20 protein-coding genes are annotated in these 23,697 nt (G+C 44.6%); 12 read left to right on the top strand and 8 right to left on the bottom strand.

The genetic code is table 11. From position 1 onward, the window contains the following. Positions 1–6 precede the first annotated feature (6 nt). Positions 7–747 (top strand): phosphatase PAP2 family protein, encoded by a 741-nt coding sequence (locus tag BMX95_RS03940; RefSeq protein ID WP_081198728.1) that lies wholly within the window; start codon positions 7–9, stop codon positions 745–747. Here the strand turns inward: BMX95_RS03940 and BMX95_RS03935 are convergent. From BMX95_RS03935 to BMX95_RS03920, 4 genes are all read right to left on the bottom strand, one after another. Beyond that, on the bottom strand, positions 744–1,241 hold the full coding sequence (locus BMX95_RS03935; protein WP_081198729.1) for an META domain-containing protein: 498 nt from the start codon (positions 1,239–1,241) through the stop codon (positions 744–746). The two genes, BMX95_RS03940 and BMX95_RS03935, sit on opposite strands and share 4 nt — an antisense overlap. A 34-nt stretch (positions 1,242–1,275) precedes the next feature. After that, positions 1,276–2,130 (bottom strand): KPN_02809 family neutral zinc metallopeptidase, encoded by an 855-nt coding sequence (ypfJ, locus tag BMX95_RS03930; protein ID WP_081198730.1) that lies wholly within the window; start codon positions 2,128–2,130, stop codon positions 1,276–1,278. Positions 2,131–2,177: 47 nt separating this feature from the next. Further along, entirely contained in the window at positions 2,178–4,541 is a 2,364-nt protein-coding gene (locus BMX95_RS03925) for a response regulator (protein ID WP_081198731.1), read from the bottom strand. Between the two features lie 295 nt (positions 4,542–4,836). Beyond that, complete coding sequence (locus tag BMX95_RS03920; RefSeq protein ID WP_081198732.1) at positions 4,837–5,703, bottom strand: OmpA/MotB family protein; 867 nt, start codon at positions 5,701–5,703, stop codon at positions 4,837–4,839. Between the two features lie 690 nt (positions 5,704–6,393). On the opposite strand from BMX95_RS03920, the gene recA reads away from it, so the two are divergent. Then, complete coding sequence (gene recA / locus BMX95_RS03915) at positions 6,394–7,398, top strand: recombinase RecA (RefSeq protein WP_081198733.1); 1,005 nt, start codon at positions 6,394–6,396, stop codon at positions 7,396–7,398. Positions 7,399–8,082: 684 nt separating this feature from the next. Here recA and BMX95_RS03910 read toward each other — a convergent pair. After that, the gene (locus tag BMX95_RS03910; protein WP_081198734.1) at positions 8,083–8,712 is read right to left on the bottom strand and encodes a T9SS type A sorting domain-containing protein; all 630 of its coding nucleotides are present in this window, start codon (positions 8,710–8,712) and stop codon (positions 8,083–8,085) included. 165 nt (positions 8,713–8,877) lie between these two features. Between BMX95_RS03910 and BMX95_RS03905 the strand changes: the two genes are divergently transcribed. The 4 genes from BMX95_RS03905 to BMX95_RS03890 all read left to right on the top strand — a co-directional run bounded on the left by BMX95_RS03905 (position 8,878) and on the right by BMX95_RS03890 (position 15,259). After that, positions 8,878–9,330: a methylglyoxal synthase gene (locus tag BMX95_RS03905; RefSeq protein WP_081198735.1), complete on the top strand. Its 453-nt coding sequence runs from the start codon at positions 8,878–8,880 to the stop codon at positions 9,328–9,330. 140 nt (positions 9,331–9,470) lie between these two features. Further along, positions 9,471–11,510, top strand: a complete 2,040-nt coding sequence (gene uvrB, locus BMX95_RS03900) for an excinuclease ABC subunit UvrB (protein ID WP_081198736.1) — start codon at positions 9,471–9,473, stop codon at positions 11,508–11,510. 512 nt (positions 11,511–12,022) lie between these two features. Then, positions 12,023–14,884: a DNA polymerase I gene (polA, locus tag BMX95_RS03895; RefSeq protein WP_081198737.1), complete on the top strand. Its 2,862-nt coding sequence runs from the start codon at positions 12,023–12,025 to the stop codon at positions 14,882–14,884. Between the two features lie 60 nt (positions 14,885–14,944). Continuing rightward, positions 14,945–15,259, top strand: a complete 315-nt coding sequence (locus tag BMX95_RS03890) for a peptide deformylase (RefSeq protein ID WP_081198738.1) — start codon at positions 14,945–14,947, stop codon at positions 15,257–15,259. Here BMX95_RS03890 and tmk read toward each other — a convergent pair. After that, positions 15,249–15,881 carry a dTMP kinase gene (tmk, locus tag BMX95_RS03885; RefSeq protein WP_081198739.1) on the bottom strand — a complete coding sequence of 211 codons (633 nt, stop codon included), beginning with the start codon at positions 15,879–15,881 and terminating at the stop codon, positions 15,249–15,251. The two genes, BMX95_RS03890 and tmk, sit on opposite strands and share 11 nt — an antisense overlap. 228 nt (positions 15,882–16,109) lie before the next feature. On the opposite strand from tmk, the gene BMX95_RS03880 reads away from it, so the two are divergent. The 6 genes from BMX95_RS03880 to BMX95_RS03855 all read left to right on the top strand — a co-directional run bounded on the left by BMX95_RS03880 (position 16,110) and on the right by BMX95_RS03855 (position 22,620). Then, positions 16,110–18,593 carry a dermokine domain-containing protein gene (locus BMX95_RS03880; protein ID WP_081198740.1) on the top strand — a complete coding sequence of 828 codons (2,484 nt, stop codon included), beginning with the start codon at positions 16,110–16,112 and terminating at the stop codon, positions 18,591–18,593. A 124-nt stretch (positions 18,594–18,717) separates the two neighbouring features. Further along, positions 18,718–19,299 carry a GNAT family N-acetyltransferase gene (locus tag BMX95_RS03875; protein ID WP_081198741.1) on the top strand — a complete coding sequence of 194 codons (582 nt, stop codon included), beginning with the start codon at positions 18,718–18,720 and terminating at the stop codon, positions 19,297–19,299. Between the two features lie 113 nt (positions 19,300–19,412). Beyond that, entirely contained in the window at positions 19,413–19,925 is a 513-nt protein-coding gene (locus BMX95_RS03870) for a hypothetical protein (protein WP_081198742.1), read from the top strand. A gap of 107 nt (positions 19,926–20,032) precedes the next feature. Next, a complete protein-coding gene (locus BMX95_RS03865) occupies positions 20,033–20,689 on the top strand; it encodes a DsbA family protein (RefSeq protein WP_081198743.1) in 657 nt (218 codons plus the stop codon). 84 nt (positions 20,690–20,773) lie between these two features. Further along, positions 20,774–21,868, top strand: coding sequence for an amidohydrolase family protein (locus BMX95_RS03860; RefSeq protein ID WP_081198744.1), 1,095 nt, complete (start codon positions 20,774–20,776; stop codon positions 21,866–21,868). 179 nt (positions 21,869–22,047) lie between these two features. After that, positions 22,048–22,620, top strand: a complete 573-nt coding sequence (locus tag BMX95_RS03855) for a DUF1579 domain-containing protein (RefSeq protein ID WP_081198745.1) — start codon at positions 22,048–22,050, stop codon at positions 22,618–22,620. 75 nt (positions 22,621–22,695) lie between these two features. Here BMX95_RS03855 and BMX95_RS03850 read toward each other — a convergent pair whose 3' ends face one another. Both BMX95_RS03850 and BMX95_RS03845 read right to left on the bottom strand, forming a co-directional pair. Beyond that, positions 22,696–23,196, bottom strand: coding sequence for an SRPBCC family protein (locus BMX95_RS03850; RefSeq protein WP_081198746.1), 501 nt, complete (start codon positions 23,194–23,196; stop codon positions 22,696–22,698). Positions 23,197–23,227: 31 nt separating this feature from the next. Further along, entirely contained in the window at positions 23,228–23,614 is a 387-nt protein-coding gene (locus BMX95_RS03845) for a VOC family protein (RefSeq protein WP_081198747.1), read from the bottom strand. Positions 23,615–23,697 lie beyond the last annotated feature (83 nt).

Raw genomic sequence — 23,697 nt, 5'->3', positions numbered from 1 at the left:
TAGCATATGTCACAAATGAATCTGTCGCCCCGGAAAAAGAAAGTTGCCGACAAAGTGGTCATTCTTTCAAAAGAACTGATCATCCTGATCTTTGTATTTACAATCAGTCTTTTAGGTTTTTTGTTCATTGCATACCGTGTTTTCTACCTCGATAAAACCGGCGCCGATGAAAAAGCCTTTGCATTTGCCCATTCACTGGTGAGTGACAGGACCACCGACATCATGGAGGTCATTACTTTTTTTGGCTCTCATTACTTTATGATCCCCGCGAATGTGTTGTTATGCATTTTTTTTCTGGTAAAGAAAATAGGAAGATACTCCATAAAAGTGAGCGCTATTGCCCTCAGCAGTGTGCTCATTATGTTTGGATTGAAATTATTGTTTAACCGCCATCGCCCGCTGATCCCATTACTTGCACCAGCCAAGGGATTGAGCTTTCCCAGCGGTCACGCTTTTATGAGTGTTTGTTTTTATGGCTTGCTGATGATCATTATCTGGAAGGAAGAAAAAAGCCATCCGGTACTAAAATGGTTCCTGCTGATATTAGTAATAGCGCTGCTGTTGTGTATTGGTTTTAGCCGGATCTATTTACGGGTTCACTATTTTACAGATGTGCTGGCAGGTTATTGCATTGGTTCCACCTGGTTGTTCCTCAGCTCCTATTTAATCGACCGCATACAACCCGCGGGCTTAAAGAAGATTAATAATTCCCCCTCTATGGGAGGGGGTAAGGGGGAGGCCGCCTAGGCTTTGTTCACCACTGGCTTTGGTGTTACTTTACGCGTCCATCTTGATAATTCAGTTTGATCGAACATCAAAATAAGCATGCCGCTTTGCAATTTATAACTGTTGGTGCGCATCAGGGTTTCTAAAAATTCCTTCTCGTTATACCCCACACAAGCCATTTTGGTAGTAGTGAGCCGCTGGTTAAACTGCAGGGTAGTATCGGTAAAATCAAACAGCCCGCTCATATTGTTACAACCGGTATTACCTGTAAACTTTTTGGTAGCAAGGTCTAACACCAGGCGGGGTATTTTACCCAAAGCAGTGTCTGAAGGCAGCACCGGTTGTAAAAACCACTGTCCGCCCAGTTTGGTGGTATCTTTTTCCGGCGCAGGAGCCTGCGCCGTTGGTGTATCTTTTATGGCAGGTTGAGCACTGTCCTGAGTGGGTAAATTATTGCCAGGGGAACCATTACAAGACAGTACCCAAATGCTTATTAATATGGTAAACGGTCTCATAGCTTACCAGGCTTAAAAAATAATGCCAGGCGGGTTAGTTCAATGAGGGATCGTTAAAGGTGTTGCCTTTGCTAATGTCGCCGGTTTCGAATCCTTTTTTAAACCAGTACACGCGTTGTGCCGAAGTTCCATGGGTAAACGATTCGGGAACCACGCGGCCCTGCGCCTCTTTTTGTAAGCGGTCGTCACCAATGGCGTTAGCGGCATTCAGGGCTTCCTCGATATCATTCTTTTCCAGGATGTTTTTCATTTTTTGTGCATGATGGGCCCATACACCAGCCAGGAAATCGGCCTGTAATTCCAGCTTAACGGAGTATTTGTTGTATTCTTCTTCACTCAATTGCTGGCGCAGGCGGTTCATTTTATCGCTGGTGCCATTCAGTTTTTGAATATGATGCCCTACTTCATGTGCTACCACATAAGCCATGGCAAAATCGCCGGGGGCATGTAAATGGTTTTGCATATCCTCAAAAAAGGAGAGGTCGATATATACTTTTTGGTCGCCGGGGCAGTAAAAAGGACCGGTAGCAGCACCGGCCATACCACAGGCGCTTTGCACAGATTCTCTGAAAAGGACCAGGGTAGGATCGGTATAGGTTTTACCAGCTTCTGAAAACAGCTTGCCCCATACGTCTTCGGTATCGGCCAGCACCACTTTTATAAAGCTGGCGCGTTCGTCATCCAGCTTTTGCTCTTCGGCACTCATTTCTTTGGCAGGCCCTGCTTGTTGCGGCAATACCTGGTCCAGGTTGGAAGTATCTCCACCAAGAAACACCTTCAACAAAATAACAATTACGCCAACAATACCGCCGCCAACAGCCAGCCCTCCGCCGGATATCCCTCTGCGGTCTTCAACGTTGGAACTTTCGCGTCGTCCTGCCCATTTCATAATAAATGATTTGTCACAAAAATAGGTAGAATAATGTGAAGGAAAGATTACTTCAGGTGGTTCAACAGCACCCTGAATAATTCATCGGGATTGAATGGTTTTACCACTATATCGGTAAGACCGGCACTTTGCACATCTTTTTCCACTTCAGCCGGCAGGCTGGCGGTAAGGGCAATTACCGGCAGGGTAATACCCCGGGCGCGCAAGTGACGCGTAGCTTCAAACCCATCCATAACAGGCATGTTCAGGTCCATCAGTACCAGTCGGTATTTTCCGGGTTGAATTTTTTCCAGCGCTTCTTTCCCATTGTTGGCTACTTCTACTATAGCTCCACTACGTTCAAGCAACGACTGTGCCACCATAATATTAAAGGGGTTGTCTTCCACTACCAGTATGTGTACGCCCTGCAGTTGTTTATCTGAAACGAGGTCTTTTTTATATTCTTCTCCAGTAGCCACCGGTTCGTTGCTCAGGGCAAAGTTTTGGGAGAAATAAAACACCGATCCTTTTCCCGGTTCACTTCGCAAATTCAACACCACGTCCTGTAACTCCAGTATTCGTTTAGTGATGGCCAGTCCCAGCCCGGTTCCACCATAACTACGCGAGGTAGAGGAATCGGCCTGTGTAAAGCGATCGAAGATCAATTGCTGCTTTTCGGGTTCTATACCAATTCCCGTATCGGTCACTTCTATAGTAAGGGTTATTTTGTCGTCAGTGATCTTCTCCGCCAGTATCGATAATTGTACAGATCCCTGTTCGGTGAATTTGATGGCATTGTGAACCAGGTTAAATATTACCTGTGAAGTGCGGGTAGGGTCGCCGATTATTTTATGGGTAATGCGACTATCGATGACGGTGTTTAAAATAATATTCTTTTCAACTGCTTTGCTGCTCAACCCGCCAGTGATATGCTGCGCGATGGAAGCTATATCCATCGGGATCATTTCAAAATTGATCTTGCCGGCTTCTATTTTATTATAATCCAGGATATCATTTACGATCGAAAGCAGGTTATTGGCCGAGAATAATAATACATTCAGGTTCTTCTCCTGGTCCCTGCGCGGCGTATTCCGCAGCAACAGGTGCGCCATGCCTATGACCACGTTTAATGGGGTACGTATTTCATGCGACATGGTTGACAGGAATTCCGTTTTGGTTTTTAACCCCTGCTGGGCCTCATCGGCAGCTTTGCGGAGCGTATAAGCAAACCGGTGCGATAACACCAGCGATTGTAAAAAGAAAAAGAGCACATACCCAATGAAAACGATCCACTTTTCTGTTCCCACTACCTGGAAGTAATTCAGGTTGATGATCAAAAACACCAGCAGCATTACACCACAACTCATTAAAGCAAATACTGCCCCTACCCGTTTAAATTTTACAGCCCTTATACAAATGAACAATGCAAAGGCTATATAAAAGAACATCACGCCCAGGAACGGCATTATGCCTTTGGTGAAGATCCGCGGTGGCATAACTAAAATAACCAGGCTGTAAAACAGGCAGATGTATACCACCGCATTCACAATAAACCGTTTGGCATCTTTGGGATATACACTTTGAAAATACCGGGAAAACAGGGCTACCCCAAGGGTAAGCGTCAAATATTCCAATCGAATGGTCACAAACCAGCTCAGGTTGGGAAACACCGCATGCAACACATACACGCCGGTACCCACCATGCGGTAGCTGTAAACAATACAAAACAGCGAGAAATAAAGAATGGCTTTATCGCGGCTGCCAAAGGCATAAAACCCAAAAAAGAACAAGCCGCCCATAAACAAACAACCCGCCAGCAACACATCATAGGTTCGGTCGCGTTGTAGATTTAAGGTAAGTTTACTGCTTTCGCCGATGTACAGCTTTTTGTAAGGGCCGCCCTTGGTGTGCCAGAAATTGGCCACCTGTAACAACAAGTGCAGTGTATCTGTATCAGGGAGGTTAACGGTTTGGGTACACCAGAAAGGAACGGCGGTTTGCCGGGCCGTATCAGGTTTCCCGTTCGACGACAATAAGGAATCGTTTATAAACAACCGGTATGAGCAATACACATCGGTCATCAGCATGGCCAGGTGCGGTCGTTTTTTGGGTAACAGTATGGTCAGTGAATAGGTGGCATATCCTTCTACCGGCAGCGTTTGACCATGCAGTTTTACTTTATTCCAAAGAGAAGGGTAGGGTGCATAATCCGGGCCGGCAGAAACGGTATCGCCCGGTTGCAATAACCGGTGCCAGTAAAATTGCCAATCACCAATTAAAGGAGCCATTTGTTCCTGCAGATCCACCGATCGAAGGTCCAGCACGCCCTGGTGAGCCGTAACAGCAGTCAATGGTTCATCCTTTGCCAGGCAAGCAGGCAAACAGCCCCCTATAAAAAGGGCAACAAGCATGATCCATCTTACGTCTTTCATAACAACCGGTCAGGGCAATTTTCGGCAGGGTTCGCTATTCAAACGAATCACTATGAAAAAAATGATCGAAAGGCGGACAAATTATCACATTCAGGGGGATTGAAGAAATAATAGCTGTCCCTTGCCGGTAAAATTAAATATCATTCCACCTTTTTTAGGTATAATCACTTAAAACAATAGCCGTATTGATACATGTGCGGTTTTCTTCGGCTGCACATTAGAATAGTATTAAAATTGAAAAAGCCCCTCCCGACTGAGCCGAGGGGGCCTTTTACCTATTCAGTGTTTGTTATAATTATTTCTTAGGCTCCAGTAATTTGAAGAACTGATCGAGCTGAGGTAAGATCACGATGCGTGTTCTGCGGTTGGCAGCGCGGCCTGCAGGCGTATCGTTTGGTGCCACAGGTAAATATTCTCCGCGACCGGCAGCAGCAATATGGGCTGGATTTAAACCATATTGATTTTGCAGTATACGAACAACGGCTGTAGCGCGGTGCACACTCAGGTCCCAGTTGTCGAGCAGTACACCTTTGGCAAACTTCTGGTTATCGGTATGGCCTTCTACCATGAATTCGATATCAGGCTGGGCCTGTAAAACCTTGGCCACTTTGCCTAATACTTCAGTTGCTCTTGGAGTAATTACATAGCTACCGCTGTTGAACAACAGTTTATCGGAGATATCGATGTATACTACGCCTTTGTCAACTTTTACATTGATGTCTTCATCGGCCAGGTTGCCAATAGCGCCTTTAATGTTCATCACCAATGCCATGTTCAGTGAATCCTTACGCGCCATAGAAGCCTGTAGATCCTGGATATAAAGGTCTTTTGCACCAATGTTTTCCAGTGACTTTTTAATGCTTTCTGCCTGTGAAGAAGAAATAACTGAAAGGTCCTGCAGTTGTTTCAATGCCTGCGTATTGTTTTCTTTCAGGAATTCATTTTGTTTTTTCAAATTTTCTATCTCATTTTCCAGGGTGGTTTTATTGCGGGCATATTCAGCTTTTGCGTCTTCGCAGCCTTTCAGATCGCCCTGGAGTTTAGTATAGTTACCGCTCAGCTCATTATATTTTGCAATTTCGCCTTTGTATTTTTTTGAGCTAACACATGAAAAGAGTAACACAGAAGATAGTCCTGTAAATAACACCTGTTTACAATTCATATATATGTTGTTTTAAAAGTTTAGCCAAATACTTCAAGTCCATCCATCCTCTTTTACTGGCCCTGTACGCAAGTATTGTGCCGGTAGCCGCAAAGGTATTGCTGAAACCAATTAACAGCCCTGCAAATGGGTAGAAATCGGTAATTTAAGTTTGTTTTAAGTAATTTTTGGTGCTAACCTCTGCTATACAACGAATGTGACAATAATTTGTCAACGGGTGCAACCGGCGGATAGCAGGATCAGTCATGAAGAAGGTGTATCTGCAACGCTCCTCTTAAAAGCAATTACCCTTACTAACGGTAATTACTAAACGGTATTCTCTGGCTCACTTTTGTTTCCACCGGCAAAAGCCAACTCTACTATATGCTGACCAACAAGCCAAAGACATATAACTAATAATTATATGAATTCGCCTGCCTATTAAAAAAAGTACCACTAAGTGGTATTGATTGGTATTAGTAATATTTGTCACTTTGTTGTTCCACATGGGTTTCGGCCATTGCCTTTTCCTGAAGTAGTTTTCTCAGAAATTTCATGTGGGTAACCCTGCTACGTCGCGCTGGCAGGGTTTTTTGCAACCCCTTCCCACCAAAATAATTAGTGCGTCAATACTAAAATAATTAGTGTTGATAATATAATTTTCTCTACATTTGGCAATCGGTAAATTTGAAAGCATTAAAACAACCCATTATGGCAGAAAATGAAAAAGCAAAAGCGCTCAAGCTAACTATAGATAAAATTGAAAAGGATTTTGGTAAGGGAAGTGTGATGATGATGAATGAAAAGTCAACAGAACCTATGGAGGTAGTTTCTACCGGCTCCATTGGTTTGGATGTTGCGCTGGGGATAGGCGGTTTACCCAAAGGCCGTATCGTGGAGATTTACGGACCAGAATCTTCCGGTAAAACTACTATTGCAATCCACGTAATCGCAGAAGCCCAGAAAAAAGGCGGTATGTGCGCCATTATTGATGCGGAGCACGCTTTTGACAGCCTTTATGCCAGAAAACTGGGTGTTGATGTGGATAATCTGCTTATTTCTCAACCTGATTATGGTGAGCAGGCCCTTGAGATCGCTGACCGCCTTATTTTATCAGGCGCCCTGGATGTAGTGGTTATTGACTCCGTGGCTGCCCTGGTTCCAAAAGGTGAGCTGGAAGGCGAAATGGGTGACAGCAAAATGGGTTTACAGGCCCGTCTGATGTCTCAGGCCCTGCGTAAGCTTACCGCTACTATTAATAAAACAAATACCATTTGCATCTTTATTAACCAGCTGCGTGAAAAGATCGGCGTAATGTTCGGTAACCCCGAAACCACTACTGGTGGTAACGCCCTGAAATTCTACGCATCGGTTCGTTTGGATATTCGCCGCAGCGCACAAATTAAAGACGGCGATGAGGCCATCGGTAACCGGGTTAAAGTAAAAGTGGTAAAAAATAAAGTGGCTCCTCCTTTCCGTGCCGCAGAATTTGACATCGTATTCGGTGAAGGCATTTCAAAAATGGGTGAAATAATCGATATGGGTGTGGAACTGGGTATTGTAAACAAAAGCGGAAGCTGGTTCAGCTATAACTCCGATAAGCTTGGCCAGGGACGGGATGCAGTTAAAACATTATTAGGGGACAATCCTGAGCTCGCAAACGAAATTGAGACTAAGATCAGAGAGAAGGTTAAAGAAATGCGTGAAGCTTCTTAATTTGAAAATTAGCAGATGATTTCTAAGCGGTTTTCATTTGCTGATTTTTCAAATTGTTTCCAGGTTAGTTGAATTTATATGGGTTAGTAAGTAAATAGTCCCGGTTCGGCCGGGACTATTTTTTTGCAAATAACTTTCAGTAAAGGATCTATAGGGATCAAGTCAGATTGCTGGGGAATTATCGTTTTGGCTGTCATTACTTCCGCTATGGCTCCTCTTTGCATCCATCATGATGTCTCTCTTGCTTTTCTGCCGCCGGGAAGGAAATGAGGAAGGATTGAGATCGGATTAAGAACGAATGGTGAAAACTACTTATATCGGGTAGGTTAGTACGAGAGTTCTATAAAATAAAAAAGGGGTCTGAATAGAAATTCAACCCCGCTTTTAAAATCCAATATCCTATGAAAAACCGAGGTAAAAATAGTGTTGAAATCTGATATCTGCAATACCATTTTGTGGTAATAGTAAAAATACCAAGGTAATTCGAAGATTTAATAGCTGTTTCTACGTATAAATACATGCTTTATTTATACGCATAACGAGCAGATAATCAATTTGATATGTGTTGCTAAACAGATTGGTCGGGAAGAAAACTGTCGGCCGTCAGGAAAGTTATTGACATTTTCAAATAAATGGGGGTTGCGTTTGCTAGTATCGGTTGAGCATGTCCCAGCGGCGCTTCATTTAATTCTTCATCAATTTTTCCTGGGTAAGCAAACCTGTATTGTGGTTATTTATGCGAAGAAAATAAATGCCTTTTTCAAGCGCGGTTACATTCAGGGTTTGTAACCCCTGCATGTTATCGATACCCATTCGTTGTTTACCCGTGGCATCAACAATTTGAATATCGGCCACCGCCTCAGAACGGACAATTAAGATATTATCTACCGGGTTAGGATAGAAGCGAAAAGAAATATCGCCTGCGACCAACGCCTCTTTTGATTTTGAGAAAGTCTGTTGAAACCCATCCTTACCCGAAAAGCGTACCCGGTATAAACTTCGGCCCCGCGCCGGTGAATCGTCTACCCATTCATTATCGGGTTTTATGTCTGATTGTTTTATAACTGCCACTACCTCATACTCACGGCCACCACTGCTTCTTTCTATGGAAGCAAAGGTAAACGATGTATCTGCAGGCTGTTTCCAGTTTAAAATAACCTTCGAGTTGTCGCGAACGTTCAATGTAAGATCAGTTATATAAGCAGCAGTATCTGTAGAATCGGAGATGGCCATCGGTACTGCCGACGGTACTTCCTGCGCTGTACATACGTGTACAAGCAGGCATATTAAATATACCATAGCGCCTTTCTTCATTGAATTTAATGGGTCAACTTTCTGGAACTTCACTATTAACAATTACTGTGCCTGAGTGTGGAAAACGCTTAGCGCGCTAATAAAATTCAACCGCGGCAGTTAAAGTTTTTCAAAAAGTCAATTACCTTGTTCCCGCTTATAAAATACAACCTAGAACATAAGTCTATGCTTAGAGTAAGAAAATTAAATGCCCGTAAACGTATTGCACTGGTAGCACACGATAACAAGAAGAAAGACCTGATTGAATGGGCAGAGTTTAATAAGACCGTACTGGCCCGGCATGAATTATTTGCCACCGGCACAACGGGTAAATTGCTCGAGAACAGTCTCGACCGTCCGGTGAAAGCCTTACTCAGCGGGCCTTTAGGCGGCGATCAGCAAATTGGCGCCCTTATCGCCGGCGGCGACCTGGATGTGCTGATCTTTTTTTGGGACCCCATGGAAGCACAGCCACACGACAGCGATGTAAAAGCATTATTACGGGTAGCCATTGCCTGGAATGTGATTGTTGCCAATGACCGCGCCACTGCCGACTTTATTCTCACTTCTCCACTTATGAGTGAAGAGTACATGGTTAATATCCCCGACTATACTTCTTACCTGAACCGGAAAATTTAACGTTTAATATAGCTTCCGGCCCTACCCGGGGTGCCAACACCCTGAACTTTTAAAAGCCAGATTCGTTTATAATAAACCGCACCCTTTCCAAAGATTACACACTTTGGAAAGGGTTAAGGCGGTAAATTTGAGTATATACTATGGCTTTTAAATTACACGCTCCATACCAACCATCCGGCGATCAGCCGGAAGCCATTCGTCAGCTTGTAACCGGGCTGGGCGATGGTGAACAGTTTCAAACCCTGTTAGGGGTAACCGGTTCCGGTAAAACCTTTACCGTTGCCAACGTTATTCAACAGGTACAAAAACCTACACTGGTACTTACCCACAACAAGACCCTGGTGGCCCAGTTGTACGGCGAGTTCAAACAGTTCTTTCCCGAGAACGCAGTAGGCTATTTTGTTAGTTATTATGATTACTACCAGCCCGAAGCTTACATGCCGGTAAGCGATACCTATATCGAAAAGGACCTGAGTATCAACGAAGAACTGGATAAACTGCGGCTGCAGGCGACCACAGAACTGCTCAGCGGCCGTCGGGATATAATAGTTGTTGCTTCAGTTAGCTGTATCTATGGTATTGGTAACCCTGCAGAATTTGAAAACGGGATCATTCGAATTCACCAGGGACAGGTAATCAGCCGTCAGGGCTTTTTACATGCACTGGTGAATTCCCTGTACATGCGCAGTACGATCGATTTTAACCGGGGTAACTTCCGGGTGCAAGGCGATACGGTTGACATCAACCTGCCTTACGTCGACTTCGGCTATCGCGTAACCTTCTTTGGCGATGAAATAGAAAGCATTGAAAGTATTGATATAAAGACCAATAAGCGTATTGGCGTGGTGGATAATGCCGCCATTTTCCCGGCCAACCTGTACCTGGCGCCAAAAGACATCATACAAACCATTCTGGCCGAAATTCAGGATGAAGCGGCCTCCCAGGTAGAATACTTTAAAAGCGTTGGAAAATTCATTGAAGCCCAACGTCTTAACGAACGGGTGAACTATGATGTGGAAATGATCCGCGAGCTGGGTTATTGTAATGGGGTTGAAAACTATTCCCGCTTCTTCGACCGCCGGCATCCTGGTACCCGGCCATTCTGTTTGCTCGATTACTTCCCCAAGGACTTTTTATGCGTGATCGATGAAAGCCACCAAACCGTTCCGCAGGTAAGCGGTATGTATGGGGGCGACAGAAGCCGCAAACTGGTGCTGGTTGATTATGGGTTCCGCCTGCCATCCGCCCTGGATAACCGGCCATTGAACTTTCATGAGTTTGAGTCCATGCTCGATCAAACCATCTTTGTTTCAGCCACACCTGGAGATTATGAACTGGAGAAAACCGGTGGCGTAGTGGTAGAACAGGTGGTTCGTCCCACAGGTTTGTTAGATCCACCCATTGAAATCCGCCCCAGTGTGAACCAGATCGATGACCTGCTGGATGAAATTGATAAACGCGTTACCAAAGGCGACCGTGTACTGGTGACTACCCTTACCAAACGCATGGCCGAAGAAATGGACAAGTACCTGCACCGTATAAATATAAAGTCGAAATACATTCATAGTGAAGTAGATACCCTGGAGCGGGTGGAGATCTTACGCCAATTGCGCCTGGGCGAGATCGATGTACTGGTGGGGGTGAACCTGTTAAGGGAGGGCCTCGACCTGCCGGAGGTTTCGCTGGTAGCCATTCTGGATGCAGACAAAGAAGGTTTTCTGCGTAATGAAAAGTCACTTACCCAAACTGCAGGCCGTGCCGCCCGTAACGTAGACGGCCTGGTGATCTTTTACGCAGATACCATGACGGAAAGTATGCAACGTACTATTGATGAAACAACCCGCCGCCGCGAAAAACAAATTGCCCATAATACCTTACATGGTATTACGCCCAAAACGGTAATTAAATCGCGCGACCAGGTTTTTGCACAAACATCGGTGTTGGATATCAAAGGGTATGATCCTAACAATCCACATGCAATAGCACCAAGTGAAGACCTGGTGACCCACGCGGCAGAAGAGCAGGTAGTGTATCAAACCATTCCGCAGATGGAAAAAGCTATTACCAAAACAAAGAAGGAAATGGAAAAAGCGGCCCGCGACCTTGACTTCATGGAAGCAGCCCGTCTTCGCGATGAAATGTTTTCGCTGCAAAAACAGTTGCAGGAAATGAAAGGGTAAATTGACACTCGATATTTTCCCAATAACAAATAGAAATATTTGCAGGGTTACCGTGTGCTATATACTATTTCTATTAATGCACCGTTTTTAGATCGTTCAAAATTAACCCCTAAATCCAATACTTTGTATTATGAGATCCCGTCGCCGTATGCGTCGCCGCTTACTTAATGTATTTGCATTTGCCTTTCTGGCATTTGCTCTTTGGTTGTTTAAGTCTGCAAAACCAGAACCCGCACCAACCTTCCACCCAATGAAGCCAATTACCGGGGTGCATGGTGCAACAGCGTCTCTGCATAAGACAAATTAATAAAACAACAGCAAGTCGGAATTAAGGTAATCATTCTCCATACACCTGAATAGCAACAGGTGGGGAAGACCTCCAATATTAAGTTAATTAGCCATCGGGTTATATACCGGTATAACTATCGGGCCGATGGGCTAATTAACCAATTTTTTTAGCAATTTAGTCCCTACCTTCGGGGCAATTGTGAATTATAATTGGAGGATACCATATGGAGAATCAATCTACTGAAAAGAAAGTCTTTTTGCTCGACGCCCTGGCGCTGATCTTTCGCGCGTACTATGCATTGATCCGCAACCCGCGAATAACTTCAAAAGGAAAAAATACCAACGCGCAGTTTGGTTTCATCAATACCCTGCTTGACCTGATCAATAACCAAAAGCCAACCCACATGGCTGTTTGTTTTGATACGCAGGCCCCCACCGAACGGCATACAGAATTTGCTGAGTATAAGGCCAATCGCCAGGAAGCACCGGAAGACCTGCTGGCAGCCATTCCCGATATAAAAAGAATAATCCGCGGTTTTAATATCCCCGTACTGGAAGTAGACGGCTTTGAAGCTGATGACGTTATTGGTACCCTGAGTAAAAAAGGGGCCGCTGCCGGATACGTGGTATACATGGTAACTCCTGATAAGGATTATGGCCAGTTGGTGGATGGTAATATAAAAATTTACAAACCCGGTTACCAGGGTGGTGATGCGGAGATCCTCGGTGCCAAAGAAGTATGTGAAAAATGGAATATCAAAGATGTACACCAGGTTATTGACATCCTTGGTTTAATGGGCGATGCGGTGGATAACATCCCCGGTATTGCCGGTGTGGGCGAGAAAACTGCAGCGAAATTACTGGCTGAATATGGCACGCTGGAAAATGTACTTGAAAATGCCGATAAAATAAAAGGAGCCCTGGGCGAAAAAGTACGCAATGGCCGGAACGCCGCTATCCTGTCTAAAAAACTGGCCACCATTATCACCGATGTGCCCATCGAATTTCATGAAGAAGATTTCAAATTAAAAGACTGGAATCGCGACCAGCTGAAAGAGGTATTCACTGAGCTGGAGTTTAAAACAGTGGCCAAACGCATTCTGAATGAAGACATCTCGATCGTTCCGGGCGCTGTTCCACAAGGGGTTCAAACCGACCTCTTTGGCCAGCCGGTGGAAACAGGAAAATCAAAAGCCGCTAAAGCAGAACAAACAGACGAGGCTGGTGATACCGACCGTGCTGTAGACGGTGACATCGTTCACGCCGGTAAAAACATTCATAATACACCGCACCAATACCGCACCATCCAGGAAGATGCTGCTATTAAAAGCCTTATAAAAGAACTACTCGAAGAAAAAGAGATCTGTTTTGATACCGAAACCACAGGCATAGACGCCAATGATGTGGAGCTGGTGGGCATGAGCTTTTCATACAAACCCGGTGAAGCGTACTACATCCCCTGCCCGGCAGATCAGGAAGCAACCCGCGCCATTCTAAAACAATTTGAACCTGTTTTCAACAGGGAAGATGTACTGTGGATTGGCCAGAACCTGAAATACGATATGCTGGTGATGAAGTGGTACGGTTATGAATTAAAAGGGGAAACCTTTGATACCATGCTGGCCCATTATGTAATAGAACCCGATGGGAAACGCAGCATGGATATGCTCAGCGCTCAATTCCTGGGTTATGAACCAGTGCACATTGAAGAATTGATTGGCAAGAGGGGTAAGAACCAGCTGAACATGCGGGATGTAGCCGTTGACAAAATCAGTGACTACGCCGCGGAAGATGCCGATATTACCTTACAATTGAAACAGGTATTGTCGCCGCTTATCAAAACCAAAGAAGTAGAAAAAGTTTTCAGCGAAGTAGAAAACCCGCTGGCAAAAGTGTTGATGGGTATGGAATACGAAGGTGTTAAAGTTGACGTTGACTTTTTACGCGAATATTCAAAAGAACTGGAACGCGAAGCCGCCAAAGCAGAAGACAATGTGTATGAACAGGCCGGCGTTAAGTTCAATCTGGCATCGCCCCGCCAATTGGGTGAAGTGCTTTTTGAAAAATTAAAACTCGATCCCAAAGCCAAGAAGACAAAGACCGGTCAATATGCTACAGGTGAAGATGTGTTGCTGAAACTCGCGAACCAGAACAAGATCGTTGAAGACATCCTGGCGTTTAGAGAACTCACTAAATTGAAATCTACCTACGTAGATTCCCTGCCTGAGCTGATCAATCGTAAAACCGGCCGGGTGCACACCTCTTATGCACAGGCTGTTGCCGTAACAGGCCGCCTATCCAGCAACAACCCGAACCTGCAAAACATACCTGTTCGTACAGAAAGAGGCCGCGAGATCCGCAAAGCATTTATTCCCCGCGACAGCAACCGGATATTGATCTCGGCCGACTATTCGCAAATTGAATTGCGCATTGTTGCCGGTATCAGCGGCGACCCGGCCATGTGCGAAGCCTTTAAAAAGGGCGTTGATATCCACACTGCCACTGCCGCAAAAGTATACGGTGTAGAAGAATCGGCAGTAACCAAGGAACAACGGTATAAAGCCAAGAGTGTGAACTTCGGTATCATCTATGGTCAGGGCGCGTTTGGTTTGGCTGATAACCTCGGCATCAGCCGTACCGAAGCCAAAGAGATCATCGACAATTATAAAAAGCAGTTTGCGGGCATCCAAAAGTATATGGATGACACCATCAACTTTGCCCGCGAAACCGGTTATGTACAAACCATCATGGGTCGTAAACGCTGGTTGCGCGATATCGGTTCTTCCAACTTTACCGTGCGTGGATTTGCCGAACGAAATGCCATCAACTCGCCCATTCAGGGTACAGCGGCCGATATGATCAAACTGGCGATGGTGAAGATCTACCACGAATTCCGCAAGCATAATTTCGAATCGAGAATGATCCTGCAGGTGCATGATGAATTAGTGTTTGACGCAGTGAAAGAAGAAGTAGACATCATTAAACCCATTATTCTGGAATGTATGCGCAGCGCACTGCCATTACCCAATGAAGTGCCTGTAGAAGCAGAAGTAGGAACAGGTTTCAACTGGCTCGAAGCCCACTAATCATATTAACACCCTTCGACCCGGCTCCGGGTCGAAGGGCCTTTCTACAATAGTAAGGATATGCAACTCCCCATCTATCTTATAGCCACAGTATGGACCGACGAGGAAAGCTGTTTGAGCATTCCAGCGCTTGCAGAGCCCGTTACGCGCCCCTGGAGCGTTACGCCGGATAACTTCAACCGGGATTTTCAACGGCAAACAAAGACCTTTTACAGCACTACAGCCCGTATGATCCAGCACGAGTACGACCAAACCGAAGGCTTGCTGTACCTCGATTACCTGAAGCCATTAAAACGTAAATTATTACAGGGCAAACTGGAAAAAATATCCAAAGGACTGGTAAAAGCCAAATACCCCATGAAGTTTATAAAGTAAACATTGACGCTACTTTTTGCCAGATGTCACCGGCAATCAGGTCAGGTGTACGATTGCCATCAACAGAAAATATCTTTTCTTCATTCTTTAGCTTTTCAAACGCTTCCATATATTTTGAACGCACCAGTTTCAGGTTATCGAGCGTTTCGAACAACTCGATATTGTCCCTGTTGGCGTGTAACCGTTGCATACTTGTTTCGGGAGCAACATCGATGAAGATATTCACATCCGGACGAAGGACACTTGCGCTCATGGCATTGGCCTGTATCACCCAGTCTATGTCCATATGCGCCCCCTGATAAGCGTAGGAAGAAAAATAATAGCGGTCCATGATCACCGTGTACCCCTCCTCCAGCTTTTTCACAATACCATATTCTTCATTTAATAAATGATCAAGACGATCAGCCACAAACAAACCTGCAATTATCCGATAGTCGGCTTTGGTATGTCCCTTCAGAATATCTCTGATCATTTTACCGATTGGGTTATTGGTAGGTTCAAAGGTGCTGTATACTTTGTGTCCCTGATTACTCAGTTGTTCGGTAAGTAGTTTGGTCTGCGTACTTTTTCCGCTGCCATCGATCCCTTCCAGGGCAATAAAAAGATTATTCCGGTGTTTCATAACTCGTTCAAAAATACACGTAAAAGACTAAATGACAGTACACCCTGGTGCCCTTGTTAAAAAGTCATTAACTTGGGCACCGAAACTACACCCCTTTAACGTTTGTTTTGTCTAATGTTTTGCAAAAGCTGAGGTCATTTATAAACCTGCAATTGTAACTACCGTCTATTGGTAGTAAATTAACATAAGAATTGCCCTATACATTCTATCAAAAATAAAAATTCCCGTATGAAGATTTTTACACTTGTGGCCGTAGTGGTGGGTAGTATGATCACTCACCTTGTTATGGCCCAGGAAAACTGGCCCAAAACAGCAACTACTTCTGAAGGGACCATCGTAAAGCTATATCAATGGCAACCTGAGTCGTTTGAAGACAATACATTAAAAGCGCACGCCGCTATTTCTGTGTTGGAAAATGGGAAAACAGAACCAGTGTTTGGTGTAGCCTGGTTAAAAGCCACTACAGAAACCGCCGGTTCGCAGGTTAACGTTAAAAGCATTTATATCACCAACATTAAATTGCCTGGTGAAACAGACGATGATAAACTGGATGGTATTGCCAATGTCCTGGAAGACAAAACACCTTCCTGGGACATTTCCTTTCCACTCAGTGATCTGCAGACCTCACTCGATCTGAATAAACAGCAAACCAGCCTCGCCAGTCAGATCAACAATACGCCTCCAAAAGTTATTTACACCAACGTTCCCTCCATCCTGGTTTCAATTGACGGCGATCCCAAGCTGCAATCGAACAAAGACTGGGGTGTTGAAGCGGTGGTGAATACGCCGTTTGTGCTCGTAAAAAACCACGACAGCAAATACTATTTATACGGCGGCAAACACTGGTACACTGCTCCGGCTGCTACCGGTCCATATAAGATCATCACCGAAATTCCTTCTAATCTTTCGAAAATAGAAACACAGATCAAAGAAGCCGATAAGAAAAACAATACGGAAGATGGAAAAGAAAGCGACGATAATACCATTTACAATATTGTGGTAACAACCGAACCGGCAGAATTGATCCAGTCAAAAGGCGAAGCGAACTTTGCAGCAGTAGAAGGCACCGGCTTGTTGTATGTGTCCAACTCTGAGAACGATATTTTCATGGACATCAATTCACAACAGTATTACGTATTGCTTTCAGGCCGCTGGTATACTTCAAAAACCCTCAGCGGCAACTGGAAGTTTGTGGAAGCCGATAAACTGCCTGCTGAGTTTGCCAAGATCCCTAAAGGTTCACCCAAAGACAATGTGCTGGCAAGTGTAGCTGGGACCGAACAGGCAAATGATGCCGTTGAAGATGCGCAGCTACCACAAACAGCCAAAGTTGAACGTAACAAAGCAAAAGCAGATATCAATTATGACGGTGACCCGGAATTTGAAGCAATTGACGGTACTGACATGTCGTATGCAACCAATACCTCCGGCTCTGTGATCCGCGCCAATGGCCGGTATTATACGGTTGACGATGGCGTTTGGTTTGAGTCGAACAATGCTGCCGGTCCATGGGCAGTAAGTGTAAACCGTCCTGCCGCCGTGGCACTGATTCCCCCCCGTTACCCGGTATATTACATGAAATATGTGTATATCTACGACGTAACTCCAGACTATGTGTACATGGGTTATACGCCTGGTTATTTGAATGCTTATGTATATGGTCCAACTGTAGTTTATGGTACTGGTTACTATTACCGTCCCTGGTATGGACATTATTACTATCCACGTCCATATACCTGGGGCTTCGGTATCCGTTACAACCCCTGGTTTGGCTGGGGCTTTGGCGTAGGCTTTGGTTACGACTGGTTTAATGTCAGCATTGGTTTTGGTGGTGGTTATCCCTATGGTTATTATGGCTGTGGTGGCTGGTGGGGCCCACGTGTTTATCGTCCCTGCTACTACGGACCTTCTTATTACTACCGCGGCGGATATTATGGTCACAACAGTTACTACTCCTATCGCAGCCACTCTAATGTCACTATCGTAAATAATTATTACTCCAATACGAATATCTATCGTAACAGAGGCGGCGTGGTTACAAGAACTTATTCCGGATACAACAGACCATATACCGGGGGCCGCTATGTTGGAAATCCAGGTTATGGCCGTAATGGTTATGGACGTAATGGTTATAGCAACAATGGTGGTTATGGCCGCAATGGTTATAACAACGGGGGCCGTTTTGGTTCAGGAAATTATAACAACAATGGTGGCTTTACCAGAGGCAACAACACCGGTGGCAGACCTGTTACTTCGCCTGGTGGCAGAACGGTTACAACGCCCAATGGCGGTAACCGGGTTTGGACTAATCCGCGTAATTCAACCGGATTTTCGAATCCTGGCGGCAACCGTACGTTTAACGGCAACAGCAATAACCTGCCCCGTTCAGGCGATCGCTTTCAGGCACCGGACAACCGTCCGCAACGCACCTTCGAGATGCCATCCCGGGGCAACAACAGCAGCGGCAATGGCAACTATGGCAGCAGACCTAACCCCCAACCACAAGGTGGTGGCTTTTCACGAAGCAGTGGTAACTTCGGCAGCAGGCCAGGTACACAACCACAGGGTGGCGGTGGTTCAATACCACGTAGCGGCGGCAGCTTTGGCGGCGGCGGTGGCAGCCCCAGAACTTATAGCCCACCCAGTCGTGGTGGATCATCAGGATCTGGTGGCGGTGGCAATGGCGGTGGCCGCATAAGACGCGGCGGATAAATAAAATGTTGTAAAAACTTATTTTGCAGTCCTCCCCTTTAAACGGGAGGACTTTTTTTGTGCCTGCCAGTCAAAGAAAGTGACAACACGTTATAACCTTCTGAAATACTATCAGTAGTACATTATGCAATTTGAACATCTCTTGCCCGGGCGCCTTATCCATCTGGAAAGGCTTACCTATAGTCACATCCCTGAACTGGAAACGATAGCTATGGATGAAAAGATCTGGGAAAATCTTCCGTATAAAATTAAGGGTAAAGCTGGTTTTGACGTTTTTGTAAAAGAGCTGCAAACAAGTAATCTGAACAACCAGCAGATTACGTATGTGATCCGGAATACAACAACCAGGCAGGTATGTGGCAGTACAGGTTTTATTAACATAGACGTTAGTAATCAACAACTGGAAATAGGGCCTACCTGGCTTTCACCAACTGTTTGGGGTACAAAGATTAACATAGAAAGTAAATATGTACTATTGACTTATTGTTTTGAAAAATTGCAGTGCATGCGGGTCGAATTCAGAACAAGAGCAACCAATATACGATCGCAAAAAGCCATAGAAAAGATCGGCGGCATCAAAGAAGGTGTACTAAGGTGCCATCGAAAAAATGAGGATGGAACGTTTCGCAATACAATTTTGTACAGCATAATCAAACCGGAGTGGCCATCTACCAAAATGTTACAGGAAGCGTTGATTTGTAAATGATTGCTAATGGGTTTTTTGTAGGTAAACATTTCACTATTCCGGAAATATTTTTGATCTTTCGGCGTTCTTTTTACAGAAACTCGTTTCTGTACTTATACCCTTAATCTTATACTATGAAACGAATTTTGGCTTTATGCGTGGTTTGCTTTTTTTTCATTTATACACTATACGCCCAATACGACACTTCGCAGTTTACGGGTTTGTGGGTGCTGCAGTCTGTTAAATTCAAACAACCTGTTGATCTCAATAAAGATGGTTATCGTTCATCCGATGCATTTTGGGAATTTGATGAATGCAGAAAAGACCAGCAAATTGAATTGTTTCCCGATAACAGTGCTAAAACTTATTTAGGTACTTCCAAAACCGGATGCACCAATGAGGTAAAGCAATACCGGTGGAACCTGAAAGAAGAACTGGTTAAAGAAGTGAAGTATGAACTGGGCAAAAGAGTGGTTGATGAAAGACGGCCCACTGTATTAAAGTTGAACGATGTCACCGGCACCGATGCCAAGGTTTTTGTTGTAATAGGTGTTGATGAAAGTATACTTACCCTGAAAGGATTGGTTAAAACCAGTGCCAACTCAACTGAAGAAGCCATTCTTATTTACAGGAAAAGAAAGAAGTAATAGGTAAAAAATATTATTATACCACTATCGCAAACGGCTATCTGTGTTTTTACATAGATAGCCGTTTTAATTAAGATTGAAAGGATAGCTGTAATTTCACAATAAATATGGACCCAGTAATCTTTTATTGTTACGATGCTTATTGCAACTGGTGTTATGCCTTTAGCCCCATTATGCAACGGATAACAAAGGAATATAGCAACCAGGTACAATTTGAAGTGCTTTCAGGTGGCATGATCCTGCCTGAAACGCCCAAGCCAATAAGCGTAATGGCTGAATACTTTTTAAACAATTGTAAAGCAGTAACAGAAACTACAGGTACTGTATTTGGTGAAGACTTTCTTTGGCATATCAAAAAGCCTGAGTTAAGCGACTGGTTCCCCAACTCTGAAAAACCAGCCATTGCCCTGTGTGTTTTTAAAGAATACCATCCAGATAAACAGGTGGCTTTTGCAGCCGACCTGCAATATGCTTTACAATTTGAAGGGCGGGATTTGGATGATAATGAAGCCTACCGGCATTTACTTGAAAAATATGCAATCCCTGTGGACGAATTCTATAATCTGCTAAAAGACCCGGTTTATAAAGAGAAGGCACACGAAGAATTTGACATCTGCAAACAGCTCCAGGTAAAAGGTTACCCCCAGGTATTATTGCAGATCAACGAATCGAAATTTGTTTTGCTGGCATCGGGTTATACCGAATATGAAGTATTGAAGAGCCGGATTGAAAGCGCCCTGCACGACTTAACAGCCGCTAAATAAGGATCTGATTCGCGTAGGAGGGTCTTTTATACAGCCGGTTTTAGATTATTGCCAAATGCACCTAATTTGGTGAAAATTCATTTTATGCGGAAGCTGTATCTTATTGCCGGCTCTTTAATAACACTCCATACCGCCTGTGCACAAACTTCGGCACATATGGATTTTGAAAGGTATACCCCCACCTCGACCCTGGTTGTGCCTGCACATGTTTTAACCCATGCCCGTTTTCCGTTTATCGATGTGCATAACCACCAGAATAACATGTCGCCATCTGCCCTTAAAGACCTGGTAAAGGACATGGATAAACTGAACATGGCCGTAATGGTGAACCTCAGTGGCGATAATGGCAACCGGCTTCAAAACAAGATCGACAACATTCGCTCCACCTCCGCCAAACGGTTTATTGTTTTTGCCAATATCAGCTTCGGGGGTATTGGTGAACCCGGCTGGACGGAAAAAGCCGTAAAACAACTGGAAGACGACGTAAAGTACGGCGCCAATGGCCTGAAGATCTTCAAAAACCTGGGCCTGTCGGTAAAAGACAATACCGGTAAACGGGTGCCGGTTGATGATCCCAGGCTGGATGCTATTTGGGAAAAATGCGGCGAGTTAAAAATACCGGTACTGATACACACAGCCGATCCCAAACCCTTTTGGGATCCTGAAGATGAACACAACGAACGCTGGCTGGAAATCGCTTCACACCCCGGCCGAAAAAGGGGTGACGACGACCCTGCCCCCTGGGAAATGCTGATTGAAGAACAGCACCGGATGTTTAAAAAGCATCCCAAAACCACATTTATTGCAGCGCATTTTGGCTGGTATCCCAATAACCTGGGTAAGCTGGGCCAGTTGTTAGATGAAATGCCCAATGTAATGGTGGAATTTGGTGCCGTAATCGCAGAATTGGGTCGCCAGCCACGCATGGCCCGGCAGTTCTTCGAAAAATACCAGGACCGTATTCTGTTTGGAAAGGACAGTTGGGTGCCGGAAGAATACACCACCTATTTCAGGGTGCTGGAAACAGAAGATGAATACTTTCCTTACCACAAAAAATACCATGCATTCTGGGCCATGTACGGCATGGGCCTGCCTGATACAATTTTGAAGAAAGTATATTATAAAAACGCATTGCGAATTATTCCGAATATCGACAGGTCCGCTTTTCCGGCAGATTGATCATTTACCGTTTCATTCTTCGTTTAGTGTGTTCCGTTGCATAGCAAAGCACATAAAGTACGCGCTTCATCTCCTTTTTCATCAGGCTGCATTACGGCTTCGTCGGGCATTAACTGATACTTATCAGTTTTCCCATTGGTACTTTTTTTGATATAGTAATTTTAATAAAAACTAACAGCATGAAAAAGCTCACCATTACGGCCTTAGCCGTACTGTTTGTAATGAACAGTTTTACTGCCAGTGCGCAAACGCAGGAGGAGATGAAAGCGTGGACAGATTATATGACGCCTGGTGATGTACATAAAATGATTGCCAAATGGGATGGAAAATGGAATGGGGACGTAACCATGTGGATGCAGCCCGGTGCACCGCCTTCTAAAAGTACCTCAACCTGTGTAAATAAGATGGTGATGGGTGGCCGTTATCAACAAAGCAACCATTCCGGTAATATGATGGGAAAACCGTTTGAAGGCCAGGGCACCTTAGCCTGGGACAACGCACGTAAAATGTTTATCAGTACCTGGATAGATAATATGGGAACAGGGGTTATGTACATGGAAGGCACCTGGGACGATGCCTCAAAAAGTGCCACCTTCAAAGGTAAAACCGTTGACCCTACCACTGGCAAAGACATGGATGTAAAAGAGATCTTTACGGTAATGAACGACAATTCACAGAAAATGGAAATGTTTATGTCGCAGAATGGACAGGAATTCAAAACGATGGAAATATTGTTTACAAGAGCCAAATAAAGTGAACGTTTAACGAAGTAAAAAGGGCCTCCCGATAAAATCGGGAGGCCCTTTTTAATATATAACTTTCAACGCCTAACTATTCAACATCCGTTGCAACTGCTCATTTTTATTGCGCAGGTCTATACCACCCTCCATCATCGACTTCAGGTTTGCCAGGTAAAACGTCCAACCGGTTTTACAACCAACATGATAGTTTTGCTTCCCGTTTTCATCGGTGGGAATATCTTCCTGCGTTAATTCAACTATATGTTCCCCGGCTTCTTCTTTTATCTGAACGGAGCAAATACCAGCGTTGCCAAAACTGAATTTAAAAAAGTCTTCATGGTTCAATTCAAGTATTTGCCCATATTCAACACTATTATCGTCGTAACCATACCAGAGCCACTTATACGTATCGCCCACCACTACTTCTTCATCAGCCGGTCGTTCGCTACCGTTCTTATTTTTGTACTCACACAGGCGTAAAAACCAGCTTTCCATACCGCCGCGGGTAGCCCAGGCAAGGTATAACCTTTCTACCGGCGCACTGATGTTAATACGGGTTGTAAATCGGCTCCAGTCAATCGATGACATATATCAGGGTTTAAGGTGTTACGGGCTTATGCTAGGCCGGCATGGAATGCAAACCAATTCGGTTTCCCTCGCTATCAACAAAAACCGCCATGAAGCCATATTCAGGTGTAATCTCAGTTTTGGGCATCATTATCTTGCCACCGGCGGCTTCTACTTTGTCCAGTACCTTTTGAACATCCGGGTTGCCATTCAAATAGATCAGGGCGCCTTCTGTTGCTGACGGCTTATGAAACTCACCACCGGTATCAACCACTGCACCACCAATGCCCGTCATAGGGTCATCGATGGGAAACATGCGCATTTTAATATTGGGCATATCCATAGGAACTAGCTGAATACCAAAAATAGCTTCATAAAACTTTTGTGCACGGTCAAGATTGGTTGCCGGAATTTCGAACCAGCTGATAGCGTGGGTCATAATGTAGAAAGTTTTAAGTAATTAATAAATAAACCTTGAAGGTATTTTTATGAACATGATAATTCCGCAGCCTGTTCACCCAC

The organism is Niastella yeongjuensis (assembly GCF_900110245.1).
Lineage (GTDB): Bacteria > Bacteroidota > Bacteroidia > Chitinophagales > Chitinophagaceae > Niastella > Niastella yeongjuensis.
This window is presented reverse-complemented; position numbering and strand designations above follow the sequence as displayed.